This is a genomic window from Paenibacillus sp. O199, from assembly GCF_001636635.1.
GTDB classification, from domain to species: domain Bacteria; phylum Bacillota; class Bacilli; order Paenibacillales; family Paenibacillaceae; genus Paenibacillus; species Paenibacillus marchantiae.
The window spans coordinates 136,075-149,545 of the sequence record NZ_LGRP01000001.1 but is presented as its reverse complement, the minus strand read 5'-3'; the positions used below and the strand labels follow the sequence as shown (position 1 = coordinate 149,545).

Below are 13,471 nucleotides of genomic sequence, written 5' to 3'. Positions count from 1 at the left end.
CACCCCTTAGAATAGACATTGGAAAAACCCCTGGGTTTGGCCGATGAAATTCTAGGGGGTGCATTTTTGTATGGCTAAAAAAGAGGCGATTAATCTACATACTGTTGAGGGGTGGACATGCCGTATTGTATGGACGTCTTCAGATGTAAGCGTGTACAATATGTAAATATATATCATTCCGTTTAAAAAATTGGGGGCTGGATATGAGGAAAACGTTATTTAATCGATTGCTGTTTTCTTATATGCCGATTTTTATTGTCGTGATTACGTTTACGTTTTTTGTTTTTTTTCAGATATTAAGCGAACAAAGCCGTAAGGAGGCGCTTAACGCCAACAAAATGCTATCATTACAGGCGATGCGTCTGATCGATACTTCCCTGAAGGCGATAGACAATATGATAATGTCGGAAACCATAAATAATAAGCAGTTGATTGATTTCTTCAATAATGAAGAGAAGAATAACATTTTCATCAACATAAGCGCAGTTAAAAAAATGCAGGATATGATATCCTATTACCCCATGATTGATTCGATCTATTTTGTGCGTTATGAAGACAATTTCGTGCTTAGTAATGCGACAAGTGATCAACTTAGCAACTACAGAGACGAGCCATTTATTATTAAGGCTATGGATCCGCTCGCACCCAAGCAATGGTCGGGCATAAGAACCTTCGAGCAGTTTTCTACAAAAGGGAGTAAGCCTGTCGTTAGTTTGGTACGGGGAGCGCCATTTATTACAGGCAAGAAAGGCATGATTGTCGTCAATGTGGCCACTGATTCGTTGCAGAACAGTATTGCTGACCTATACGATTCAAAAACAAGCTTTATCGGAATTCGGGACGCAGCGGGAAACGATTTGTTTAGTGACTTGCATTCTAAAGAGCAATCAAAGATTTTCTCCAATTATGTATCGAGCTATACCGGATGGTCCTACCAAAGCGGACTCATAAATGGAAAGTTGTTCCATGTGATCTCTTCATTATATAATGTCTGGTTTATCATCGGTATCGTGACGATCGGGGGTGGTTTTGTATGGCTGCTCTATGTTACCAGACGCAATTCAAGACCGCTGGAACAGATTGTGGCGCGAATCCGCGGCTACCGTCTCCCTTTGTCCAAGGAGTTGGGAGATGAATTTTCCTTCATCGAATCGGCCTTGTCCAATATTATTGAGCAATCGAATCAGTATCAGCAAAAGCACGATGAAGATCTGCATCTGCGAAAAAGGTACTTGTTCCACCAACTCATTGAAGGTGACATGGGTTTAACCCATGAGGAATGGATAGGAGAAACAAACAGTCTTCAGCTTCCATACTCGTTTAATAAACAAGTCGTACTTGTGATCGAAATGGATAAATACAGTGATTTTTGCTGCCAATACTCCCGCAGAGACCAAAACCTTCTTAAATTCGCGCTACGCAGTGTTATTCAAGAGCTTGCTCCAAAATATGAGCTCGCGCTTTGGTCAGAGTGGACTTCGGCATTTCAGCTAAGCGTCATGGTAATTATGAACAGCGAGGAGGAAGCAAGTACTTCCATAACACTCAAACTTTTCGAGAGCGTTCGTGTGTGGGTACAGGAAAATCTGAAATTTACGGTAACGATAGGTATCGGTGAGCAGGTTGAAGAGCTTTCCAGCGTCGCAAATTCTTATAAAGAGGCACTAAGGGCGCTTAAATATAAAATAGTGTTAGGAGAAAACAGGCTCATTACTAGCGAACACATCGCAAATCATGGCCAGGTTGAGGTGTTCTCACAATTAAACGTAATTCGATCCATCATCCAGTCGTTCAGACTTCTTGAGGACGAATGGAAGACGAAGTACGACAAGCTCATGAATGAAATGAAGCTAGGGTTGTTAACGAAAGATGAAATTACAAATCTGATGAATTATTTAATTTACTACTTGGGACTGGAAATCTCCGGGATGACAAAAGAGGTCCAAGAAATATGGATGCGAGACGGGTTACCGAGGCTCAGTAAGATCATAGACGAGTGCCATTCACTCGAGCAAATGCGGGAAGAATCTTTGACCGTATTGAACAGCTTTTTCACAGATTTGAAGGAAGCGCAAAACAGGCGTCTGCATGCAGCTACCATTCGAGATATGCGGAAAATGATCGAAGAGGAGTATGCCAATCCGAACATGTCGCTTGAATATCTCAGTTCAATCTTTAACATTAATGGAAAATATGTAAGCAAGCTGTTCAGGGAAGAGACCGGACAGAAATTCGTCGACTTCTTGATTGACATCCGCCTGCAGGCCGCAAAGCGCTTGCTCACGGAAACACAAGGTTCCATGCAGGAGGTAGCTGAGAAGGTAGGTTATACAAGCGCGATCTCATTCAGCCGTGTGTTTAAGAAAGTGGTAGGCTACTCCCCAAGCGAATTCCGCGAAGAAGCAGCGCGCAGACAGATCGGTTGAATTTGGTTAACTGGTTGAAAATGGTTTGCTACGCCTGCTTACCCAGCAGTTTCATAATGTATTTCATGCAGCAGCTCCGGCTAAACACCGGAGCTGCTGCGCATTTTCAGGCCATGCGAAGACGGTTAAGTTAACGATTATTGTTTCTTGCTGCACCTCGTTATCCTACTTTACTATGTAGAATGTAAGCGCAAACAATCAGATCGAACGAAAGGAGAAGGAGCATATGTCAAGCATGCAAAAGAGAATCAGGAAACCCGAAACTTCAATGCAAGGCCAGCCACATGAACCGGCATTGCCTGACAGCAAATCATCATTACGCTTCATTGGGAAAAAAATGAAGCGTCACTGGCAGTTATACTTGGTCGTATTTCTGCCGTTGCTGTATTTGGTCATTTTCAAGTATATACCTATGTCTGGCGTTGTCATTGCTTTCAAAGAGTACAACGTCATCCAAGGTATTTGGGGTAGCCCATGGGTCGGACTGAAATATTTCGAACAATTTTTTGAATCACCAAACTTTTGGCTGTATTTGAAGAACACGCTTGGCATTAATATGTACGGTTTGCTTGTTGGTTTTCCTGCTCCGATTCTATTGGCACTTGCATTAAATGAAATTCGTAACGGTTTTTTCAAAAGCAGTGTACAAATGATCACCTACGCGCCTTACTTTATTTCAACCGTTATCATGGTTTCTATTCTCATCGTAACTTTGTCTCCAAGTGTTGGGATTATTAGCAAATTCACACAACTACTAGGCATTGAAAATACAAATTTCATGGGAATTCCGAGCTTGTTCAAATCGATTTATGTCTGGTCGGATGTATGGCAATTTTCAGGTTATGGTGCGATTATCTACATTGCAGCTTTGGCAGGAGTCAACCCTGAACTATATGAATCGGCAAAAGTGGATGGTGCGTCCCGGATGCAGAAAATTATTAATATTGACTTACCGAGCCTTATCCCTGTATCCGTCATTCTGCTCATATTGAATTTAGGGAATTTCATGAAAGTTGGCTTCGAAAAAGTATATTTGATGCAAAATCCCCTAAACATCAGCACTTCTGAAGTCATTTCTACCTATGTGTATAAGGTGGGACTGCTCAGCTCCAGCTTCAGCTTTTCGACTGCAATCGGTTTCTTCAACTCGATCATCAATCTGATTCTTCTTGTGAGCGTTAACTACATTGCCAAGAAATTATCCAATTCGAGTTTATGGTAACAGCAAATCAGCAGAAAGGAGGAACAAATATGTTCAAAGCATCAAGGATTCGGGAATCGTATGGTGATCGTTTGTTTCTACTCGGTGTCTATGCTTTTTTGAGCGTAGTGACGATTGTCGTCCTTTTTCCGCTCATCTTTATCATTTCATCATCGTTTAGCTCACCGCAAGCCGTCGTATCCGGCAAGGTGTGGCTGTTACCCGTCGACTTTACGCTGGAAGGCTATAAAGCGGTGTTTCGAAATCCACAAATCGTTTTCGGTTACTTGAACTCGCTCTATTATACAGTCATAGGTACAGCAGTCAACGTTGCTTTGACTGTTATGCTTGCTTATCCGCTCGCCAGAAAAACGTTCTACGGCCGTAATTTCATCATGGTCCTTCTAGTCATCACGATGATGTTCGAAGGAGGGCTTATCCCCTTATATCTCGTAGTAAAAAACCTTCATATCCTCGATACACGTTGGGCGATGATTTTGCCAGGAGCCATGGCGGTGTTTCAAGTGATTGTCGCACGGACCTTTTTTCAGACCACGATTCCCGAGGAAATTGCGGAAGCTGCCGAACTCGATGGTTGTAGTGACATCCGGTTCATTACCAGTATGGTAATTCCGCTCTCCAAACCCATTTTGGCTGTGCTGACGTTGATGTATGCTGTGGGCCACTGGAATGCTTACTTCGATGCATTGATTTTCCTGAAATCTCCAGATTTGTTCCCGTTACAGATCGTGTTGCGTAACATTCTTATTCTGAACTCGATCGATCCGACTATGGTGACCAATGTTGATCAGATGTTGGCGCAGCAAGGATTGAAGGACTTGCTAAAATATTCGCTTATCGTTGTCGCAAGTGCACCTGTCCTGATCATTTATCCGTTCGTGCAGAAGCACTTTGTTAAAGGTGTCATGATCGGTTCATTAAAAGGATAGTGACGGGGAGGTAGCTCAACCAGCATTTAAGGAGGTGAGGGGTTGAAGACCAGATAGAATGCTTCCGTAATTGAAATTAATGTTCGATAAATGGGAGGGGTCATAACTATGAAAACATGGAAAAAGTCATTCTCTTGCGTCCTCGGAGCTGCACTCTGTTTATCACTCGTCTTGAGCGCCTGTAGCGGGGATTCGAGCGCAACTACGAATACACCTTCTGCCAGTGCACCAGAAGCAAGCGACGTGTTTACGCCCGTTGGAGAATATCCGATTGTCAATACGCCCATGACGATCAAAATGTTTGCTCCGCAGTACGCCGTCATAGAGAATATGGAAACCAATACATTCACGAAATACCTCCAGGACAAGACGAATATTCAAATAAAATGGGATCTCGTACCTGAAAAAGCGCTAAACGACCGTAAACAATTGATGCTGGCAAGCGGTGATTATCCTGAAGTAATTTTGCATGGGAGCTTAACCAAAGAAGAGCAGATGAAGTACGGCAAAGAGGGTGTGTTTATTCCACTGAACGACTTGATTGATAAATATGCGCCTAACTTCAAAAAAGCAATGGCTGAACTGCCGTACCTGGAAAGCTCTATCACTTCACCGGACGGCAACATATATGCACTTCCGCAAGTGAACGAGTGCTATCACTGCAACTATGCACAGAAGCTATGGATCAATCAGTCCTGGCTGGATAAGCTTGGGTTAAAAATGCCGTCAACAACGGACGAGTTTTATGAAGTGCTAAAAGCTTTTAAAGAAAATGATCCGAACGGTAATGGTATAAAAGACGAAATTCCGCTTACCGGCGCTGACGACATGTGGGCAGGGAACGTCGCTTCCTTCTTGATGAATTCGTTTATCATCGACGATCAGGTGGACAAAGACAACGGGACTTTTCTCCAGGTAAAGGACGGCAAAGTGGATTTCGTCGCCAATAAGGAAGAATGGAAGCAGGGATTATTGTACCTGAACAAGCTCTATACGGAAGGCCTGATCGATCCAGCATCATTCACACAGAACTCCGATGCCATCCAGCAGTTGGGCAACCGTCAAGACGCGAATGTGATTGGCAGCATTACAACCGCTCTAATCAGTTACGCCCACAGCCCCGATGACAAACACCCGCGCCATAAAGAGTATGTCACCGTGCCTCCCCTTAAAGGACCGAACGGTGTGCAGCAAGCAGGATACTTTGCGGGAGTAAGTGTGTCGCAAATGGCCATTACGAATAAAGCGACCGATGAACAGAAAATTGCCGCAATCCGTTTGGCCGACTATTTATATACAGAAGAAGCCATTGTGAATCAAGAGCATGGTCCAGAAGGTGAAGGATGGCGCAAAGCAGAGGAAGGCGAGCTGGGTATGGACGGCAAACCGGCAACTTATGCAATTATTTCTGATGGTGAAACCAAAATTACGTATAACGATCGCTGGGATCAGCTTGGACCATCCCTCCGCACATACCAGTATCGTGACTCATGGGCAGCTCTGCAGGATCCGCTTGCTGAAGGCGCGTACGAGGTTCGTCTGAAGCGTGAGTCAGCCAAATATGAGCCGTTCCAATCGAAAGAGAATTATCCGTCCAGCGTATTCATAGCATTGGAAGACACTCAGGTTGCGGCTCAACTAAAAACATCAATCCGAGATTACGTCAAGTCAAACATGGCTCAGTTCATTACGGGCAGCAAGGACATCGAGAAAGAATGGGATTCTTATGTAAAAGGTCTGGATGGTCTGCAACTTGGTCAGTATATAGAAATTTACCAGAAGGCAATTGATACGAAATAATTCGAAATTTCCCCTAAATAATTCTACCTTCAAGTCTGACCTGGAGGAGGACCTGGAGGATTTCAGATTAGACTCGGAGGTGCAGTTTAAAGTGAACTGTGGTTTGCAAAACATGTTCTATAAGTATATGTGGTCGTCCAATTGGTGGAATCAGGGACGTGAAGACACGCAGGTGAAACACTTAGAACTTCGCTGCTGTAAAAATGACAGCGCCGCCTTCCAGGCATTGGTCAACTCAGATCAAGAGGATATGCTCGTTACGATTAACCGGGATGCATTGTTATGGAAGGGCGGGCCGATCAAAATCGTGCGCTGTGAGGTGGAGACGGATGCTCCCTGCAAGATCGATCTTCAGCTTATCGGGTTGATAGAGGACGATAATCGCGTTATGACTTCAGATGTTCTGCTGGATGAACCCTACCAATGGCTTAGGAAGCGTCAGATCCAACCTTTGTGGGTGGAGCTTCATGCCGATGATTCCGTTGTAAGCGGTCAATATGAAGGCAAGCTGAAATTCTACACGCATACGATGTTCGAGGATGAGGTTTTGGAGAAAGAACTGACGTTTCGTTTAACGATCAGTGAACAAGTGCTGCCAGAGCCTCAAAATTATACTTTCGTTTTGGACTTGTGGCAGCATAACTGTAATATTGCAAGAAAATATGATGTTTCCTATTGGACCGATGAACATTTTACGCTTCTTGATTCGTATCTTCACAGCTTATCTCAGCTCGGACAAAAGGCGTTGACGCTTGTTGTTTCAGAGGAGCCATGGAGCGGACAACGATCATTTATCGATGCTGAGCCATCCGACTTGAATGAATACAGTATCGTTCAAATCGTGAGACGGAGCGACGGTCGATTTGACTATGATTTTACGCACTTGGATCGGTATGTTGAGATAGGAGAGAAGCACGGAATATGCAAAGAAATAGAAGTATTCGGCTTGATCAATATTTGGAAGCATGAGGATGAAGGGTTTGGGGGAGTTGTGGAGGATTACCCCGATGCCATTCGCGTCCGCTATTATGATGAAGAAACCGGGAGCTATAAGTTTATCCGAAATAAATCAGATCTTAGCGCTTATGTAGTGGCATTAGAGCAGCATTTTATCTCGAAAAAGTGGATTGACCGCGTTCGTGTTGTTGCGGATGAACCGGCTGATATCTGCTTATTTGAGGAAAGTTTAGCATGCTTACGCGAGATGGCGCCATCATTCCTCTATAAAGCAGCAATCAATCATACCGAATTTATTCATAAACATATTAAAGGAATCGTTGATTATGTGCCTGTGCTTGACTGTGCTGCAGAAGAGTATGAACAGCTAGAGCAGCTAAGAAAAGAAGTGAAGGGGACATTTACATTTTACGTTTGCTGCTCGCCAGAGAAACCCAACACGTTCCTCAGTTCGCCGTCAATTGAGTCTCGGGTGATCCCTTGGCTCGCAGAAAAGCTGAAATTGGATGGCTTTCTACGGTGGAATTATACCGTGTGGCCCGACAAACCTCTGGAGAGGCTTTCCTATCGTCCTATGATTTGGAAGGCTGGGGATACCAATTTCGTTTACCCGGGAAAAAGGGGCAAGCCGCTGCTTTCACTGCGTTATAAGTGGCTGCAGCGAGGCATCCGCGATTATGAATATATGCAGGTAGCAAAGCAGAATGGACAGGAAGAGCAGGTTGAAAAGATTCTCCAGCGAGTATTTCGATTCGATCATGCGAGAGAGCTTGCACCCTCCTCTGGCAAAACGGCCATGCAATTATACAGTTTTAATATCGAGGACTACGATCGATTATATGAGATTGAGAACGGACAAACAGAATGAACAGCTGTATTAAACAATGGAATGAGAAAGGTGTGATCATATGAATCTTGTTCAAAAATTAACGCCATCAGCCAAACAACTTGCTTTTCAAAAATGGGAATTTGGATTATTTCTTCATTTCGGACTTCGCACCTTTTATGAAGGATATGTCGATTTCGATGAAAGGCAGATGGATCCGGCTGCTTTCAATCCTGTTGACTTAGACTGTGAGCAGTGGATCCGGTCGGCCAAAGAAGCCGGAATGAACTATGCTGTGTTAACTGCGAAGCACCATGACGGCTTTTCCAATTGGCCTTCCGACTACAGTCGATTTAGTGTGGCGGCTTCTCAGTGGAAGGGTGGGCAAGGGGATGTCATACGGGAATTTGTTGATGCTTGCCGAAAATATGATATGAAACCAGGCTTGTACTATTCACCGTATGATGGTTCAGCTGACTTTTACACCCAAGATGCGAAGGCCTACGACGATTATTTCGTCAATCAAATCACAGAGTTGCTCACGCAATATGGCGACATCGATATTCTGTGGTTTGACGGTTGTGGCTCTGAGGCACATTCATATGATTGGAAACGTATTATTGATGAAATTCGCCGCTTGCAGCCTCATATTTTAATTTTTAATATGGGTGACCCCGACTTTCGGTGGGTTGGGAATGAGGATGGTATTGCACCTATTCCATGCTGGAATGAAGTTGACTCAACGGAGTTTTCAATTATGACGGAAAAGAAAGAGCAATTGCTTGAACACCTATGGCTGCCAGCGGAATGTGACGTCCAAATAAGGGGAGATTGGTTTTATAGCGATAGCAATGAACTTACCCTGAAAAGTACGGAAGAACTTATGGGCATTTATTATCATTCCGTTGGCCGTGGTGCAAACCTGCTCCTGAATATTGGACCGGATCGCAACGGTCTGCTTCCGGAGAAAGATGTAGAGAGACTGTTGGAATTCGGTTCGGAAATTCGCCTTTTCGAACGTCCATTTGCAACAATTGAGCAATGCAGAAGATTTGAAAAATCGTGGGTTTACGAGACAGAGGTGCCCCAGTTACTCGACCACGTTATCATCCAAGAGGATCTTACATCTGGTGAAAATATACGAAGCTTCAAGATTGACATCATTACTCAAAAGTCAAGACGACCTGTGACCATTTATGAAGGGCAACATATAGGTCATAAGGCAATTATTCGTATCCCTGCGATCAAAATTCGGGGTGTTATTGTTGAAATCACCGAAAGTGACCAAGAGGCAGTACTTCAGGAACTAAGCTTCCATCATGTTGGTGGCGGCACTCCAGATCCATTAAGCTAAATTAATATGAAAAAAAATAAGAAACAGTAACCAGAACGTGGTCGCTGTTTCTTATTTTTCATCCAAAGGAATTCAAATCTAAATAATTTGCCGCATCAAGACTTGTGATGTTCGTTATCTTTAGCATTGAGTGAAGCAATCAGTTTCTCGCCTTCGACATCAAGGTTCGGCAGAATGCGGTCCAGCCATTTCGGAAGCGCCCACGCTTTATTCCCGAAAATAGCCATGATGGCCGGGACCAATCCCATTCGAATAATGAAGGCATCGATCAAGATTCCTACAGCTAACGTAAATCCAATTTGTTTGATCATGACATCATCCGTGAAAATAAACCCTGCAAAAACAGAAACCATAATTACAGCGGCTCCAACTACGACACGACTCACTTGTTTGTACCCGTGAACGACGGATTCAGTCCCCCGATGACCATGAACATACGATTCCCGCATGGAGCTAACAAGGAAAACCTGATAATCCATTGCGAGTCCATAAAGGATACCCGTAACAATGATCGGCATAAAGCTTAGCAGCGGACCACCTGTATCGAAGCCGAAGAGAGAGTGGAGCCAGCCCCACTGAAACACAGCTGTCGTGATTCCGAACGTAGCAAGAATACTAAGAAGAAAGCCGATGGTTGCTTTGATTGGCACGATGATTGAACGAAATACCAAGAGTAGAATGATAAGGGACAACAGAATAATAATTCCTACATATATAGGGAATACCTCTGCCAGCTTGGTCGACATATCGATATTTACGGCAGTGAATCCGGTAACTCCAAGCTTAACGTCATACGTCTGTGCAATACTCGACTCAGAAGAACGTAAATCATTTACCAGGTTTTTGGTGGTTTTATCATTAGGGCCAGTTTCAGGAATCAGACTAAAAATAGCCATATCCTCAGTCATGCCTAAAGGTGAAACCTGCGCAACATTCTTTTGACTTTGAAGCTCTTTCACAAGATTACCTACGAGTTCGGGAGAGACCTGCGTTGAAGAATCCTTGGGCTCGGCGACCAGAATAAGTGGTCCGTTAAAGCCTTCTCCAAAGCCTTCGGAAATTGCTTCATAACTTTGTCTTGCAGTCGTGTCCAGATTCGCTGAAGCAGCTCCAGGAATGCCCATCTCCATTTTTGTAATCGGAATTGCTGCGACACCAAGAAGTACGATGATGGCGACAATTGTGGCCCAACGATACTTGATAACGAATTTAACCCATCTGTCAGCTGCGCCTCGACCAGCCGCTTTGTTAGACTTGGCGCTTTTCTCACGAGCTTTAGGCGAACAGATACGCTCACCCACCAACCCGAGCAGCGCCGGTAAAAGGGTTAAGGCAACGAATACGTTGATGAGCACGGTTGCAGCAGCTACCAACGCCATTGTCGATAAGAACGTAAGACCGATTACTAGCATACCGCATAGAGCTACGATAACCGTCAAACCTGCAAAAAATACAGCACTGCCCGATGTACCAATAGCTCTGGCAGCAGCTTCTTGTGCACTCAGACGTTGATCAATAATCATCCGGCGTTGACGATTTACAATGAATAGAGCGTAATCGATTCCAACTGCTAGTCCAACCATAAGAGCCAAAACCGAAGTGACACTAGGCATTTCAATGAATTTGGAAATGGAGAATGCTCCGCCCACTCCGATGCCGACACCTAGAAGTGCAGTTACAAGAGGCAGTCCTGCCGCTACAACGGATCCAAGTGTGGCCAGCAAAACAACCGCGGCAATAACAAGTCCAACGATTTCGGCGGATCCTACACCGATGGATACGGTTTTTAGTGTTTCACCTGGTAGGACCGTAATATTGGTTCCTTTCTCAACAGTCATGACGGAATCTATTACGGAGTCAAAAACATCCTGCGTGATAGCAGACTGCTCAATGGTAAACTGAAATTGGAACAAAGCAATTCTGCCGTCGGGAGAGAGAAGAACACCCGGTACTGGAACACCATCCACCATCAGAGGACCATAGGAGGGAGCAGCCGCTGTTTCAGACTGCTCTGTACTGGCAGCCTGAGCCATCTCAGCAGTTGAGCCGCTGGCTTCAGCAGCATAATCTGCAGGGTTAATCACATCTTTTATCCCGTAAACATCATTAACACCCTTTGTGATTGCTGCCAATCGTTCTGGCGTATCTAGACGCTCGTTTGGAGGTGATTCAAACACAACACTCCCTTGACCGCCTGAGGCCGCAGGTAATTCTTTGGCTAACTGGTCCAGAACTTTTTGAGATTCTGTGCCTTCAATCTTCATTTCGGAACTGATATGCACACCATTCACACTGATCATCGAGACGACAATTCCTAAAATTAAAATCCATCCGAGTATAAAGTACCCCGGTTTGCGAAAAGCGGTTTTCCCCACTCTATATAATAATGTAGACATATCTTTGTTTTACACTCCCTCTATGGTGAATATGGATTGCTACTGTATTAGAATCCTTTGCGCAAGTGACCAAACATGTTTTCTAAAAACTCATCGAACGATACAGCCCCAGTTCTTTGGTGGTCACTTATGTTTTGTCCTGGTAACAGCACATTAAGTCTTCCGTCAATTAATGGAAGAATGGTTCCGTAGGCCGCGTTAATAAGTAGATAAGTATATACCTCGTCATCATTCCCGTTTGATAAGTCTAATAATGTCTCTTGAGCAGTCGTCTGCATTTGGTGTACTACTCCAAGGAAATGCGGTTCGAGAACAGGATATTTTTGGGAAAGTAACAGAAGTTCACGCAATCTTCCTATAAGGTCTGCTGTAAGCTGCATCTGGATTAGTTGATACAAAATGTCAAGCAAAGAGGCATTTGGTGGAATTTTGGTGATCAAATTCTCAAACTCAGTTGTGTTATTAACTGAAGTAGCTCCAATGGCTACTGCTTCTTCCTTGCATGTGAAATAGTTTGCGAAAGTTCTTCTGGAATAACCGGCTTTTTGCACGATATCTTCGACAACAAAACCGTCCAACCCATGTTCAAGTGCTAGTTCAAATGCTGTAGTCGCTAGCGCTTTTTCAGTAGCTTCTTTTTTTAAATGTCGCAGGGTTTGCTTGGCCATCAGATGCGTACACCTCCACATGCATGCTTCTGGAGAAAATAACTCTCTCGATAGTAGATTGTTTTCATTTGGTATTCACTCAACTCCTTAGTATTTACTCGAAATTATCATAACTTCAATTTGCTCATTGTGCAAATTTACTCAAGAGGCAAATTTATAGATAAGCAGATTGAGAAATAATCATTCAATAAATTCCATAAGAAAAAGAGGGGGAAAGACAAAAAAAGACAAAGAGTGGAGGATACGATTCCTCTTCTTTGTCTCTAAATGCAATTTAACTAATTGTCCCCCACATAATGAAAAGAATGAATATGTGTTTTTGATAGTTCGATTACGTTCTTGATAAACATATCACGTGATTCACGAAAATCGCTTAATATCCAATTGTTCAATATTCCAAAAAAACCGTAAGCCGTATAGTACTTAAAATACTCCATGTTAACGGGGGAATCGTTGATCGTCTCGAAGATAAACTGCTCCTCATAGATTTTCAGGATAGTCTGAGGAAAACCTGTATGCAGACCAGGTAACGTATCATCATATCGAATCAATTCGAAGAAGTCTCGGTTTTCATAGATATAATCGATGATTTGAAAAGATTCAAAATTAAGCTTGTTGGTGTAGACCTTTTGGCCATGCGAATATGGCTTGCCTACGGCGAGTCTCAAACCTTCGAGCTTCGTATTCAACAATTCTTCGGCGAGCACGAATTTATCTTGGTAGTGTAAGTAAAAAGTACTGCGATTATAACCTGCCTGATCAACGATGTCTTTGACAGAGATGGCATGATAGCCTTTTTTCTTAATGAGTTGGATCAGAGCGCTTTTAAGATGCTCTTCTGTTCGATTGCGCTGTTGAGATTTCATAATTTGTTCATCATTCATACATAAAAC

At 43.5% G+C, this 13,471-nt stretch carries 9 protein-coding genes; 6 read left to right on the top strand and 3 right to left on the bottom strand.

All coding sequences use genetic code 11. The features are described 5' to 3' along the window. Positions 1-203 precede the first annotated feature (203 nt). The 6 genes from A6049_RS00605 (at position 204) to A6049_RS00580 (ending at position 9,514) form a co-directional block, all read left to right on the top strand. Entirely contained in the window at positions 204-2,426 is a 2,223-nt protein-coding gene (locus A6049_RS00605) for a helix-turn-helix domain-containing protein (protein WP_063562737.1), read from the top strand. 235 nt (positions 2,427-2,661) lie between these two features. Beyond that, on the top strand, positions 2,662-3,648 hold the full coding sequence (locus A6049_RS00600) for an ABC transporter permease (RefSeq protein ID WP_371129236.1): 987 nt from the start codon (positions 2,662-2,664) through the stop codon (positions 3,646-3,648). 29 nt (positions 3,649-3,677) lie between these two features. Beyond that, positions 3,678-4,577, top strand: a complete 900-nt coding sequence (locus tag A6049_RS00595; protein WP_063562736.1) for a carbohydrate ABC transporter permease — start codon at positions 3,678-3,680, stop codon at positions 4,575-4,577. Positions 4,578-4,685: 108 nt separating this feature from the next. Next, entirely contained in the window at positions 4,686-6,377 is a 1,692-nt protein-coding gene (locus A6049_RS00590) for an ABC transporter substrate-binding protein (RefSeq protein ID WP_205411977.1), read from the top strand. Positions 6,378-6,468: 91 nt separating this feature from the next. After that, positions 6,469-8,202 (top strand): DUF4091 domain-containing protein, encoded by a 1,734-nt coding sequence (locus tag A6049_RS00585; protein WP_095205933.1) that lies wholly within the window; start codon positions 6,469-6,471, stop codon positions 8,200-8,202. A gap of 40 nt (positions 8,203-8,242) precedes the next feature. After that, a complete protein-coding gene (locus tag A6049_RS00580; protein WP_063562734.1) occupies positions 8,243-9,514 on the top strand; it encodes an alpha-L-fucosidase in 1,272 nt (423 codons plus the stop codon). 95 nt (positions 9,515-9,609) lie between these two features. Here A6049_RS00580 and A6049_RS00575 read toward each other — a convergent pair whose 3' ends face one another. The 3 genes from A6049_RS00575 to A6049_RS00565 all read right to left on the bottom strand — a co-directional run bounded on the left by A6049_RS00575 (position 9,610) and on the right by A6049_RS00565 (position 13,462). After that, a complete protein-coding gene (locus A6049_RS00575) occupies positions 9,610-11,910 on the bottom strand; it encodes an MMPL family transporter (protein ID WP_063562733.1) in 2,301 nt (766 codons plus the stop codon). 47 nt (positions 11,911-11,957) lie between these two features. After that, positions 11,958-12,578, bottom strand: a complete 621-nt coding sequence (locus A6049_RS00570) for a TetR/AcrR family transcriptional regulator (protein WP_063562732.1) — start codon at positions 12,576-12,578, stop codon at positions 11,958-11,960. A gap of 278 nt (positions 12,579-12,856) precedes the next feature. Continuing rightward, the gene (locus A6049_RS00565; protein WP_063562731.1) at positions 12,857-13,462 is read right to left on the bottom strand and encodes a TetR/AcrR family transcriptional regulator; all 606 of its coding nucleotides are present in this window, start codon (positions 13,460-13,462) and stop codon (positions 12,857-12,859) included. Between the last annotated feature and the right edge of the window lie 9 nt (positions 13,463-13,471).

Bases quoted from the DNA above. Each gene is read 5' to 3' on its own strand.
- A6049_RS00575 (WP_063562733.1), bottom strand. From the start codon at position 11,910: ATGTCTACATTATTATATAGAGTGGGGAAAACCGCTTTTCGCAAACCG.
- A6049_RS00565 (WP_063562731.1), bottom strand. From the start codon at position 13,462: ATGAATGATGAACAAATTATGAAATCTCAACAGCGCAATCGAACAGAA.
- A6049_RS00580 (WP_063562734.1), top strand. From the start codon at position 8,243: ATGAATCTTGTTCAAAAATTAACGCCATCAGCCAAACAACTTGCTTTT.
- A6049_RS00570 (WP_063562732.1), bottom strand. From the start codon at position 12,578: ATGGCCAAGCAAACCCTGCGACATTTAAAAAAAGAAGCTACTGAAAAA.
- A6049_RS00590 (WP_205411977.1), top strand. From the start codon at position 4,686: ATGAAAACATGGAAAAAGTCATTCTCTTGCGTCCTCGGAGCTGCACTC.
- A6049_RS00605 (WP_063562737.1), top strand. From the start codon at position 204: ATGAGGAAAACGTTATTTAATCGATTGCTGTTTTCTTATATGCCGATT.
- A6049_RS00600 (WP_371129236.1), top strand. From the start codon at position 2,662: ATGCAAAAGAGAATCAGGAAACCCGAAACTTCAATGCAAGGCCAGCCA.
- A6049_RS00595 (WP_063562736.1), top strand. From the start codon at position 3,678: ATGTTCAAAGCATCAAGGATTCGGGAATCGTATGGTGATCGTTTGTTT.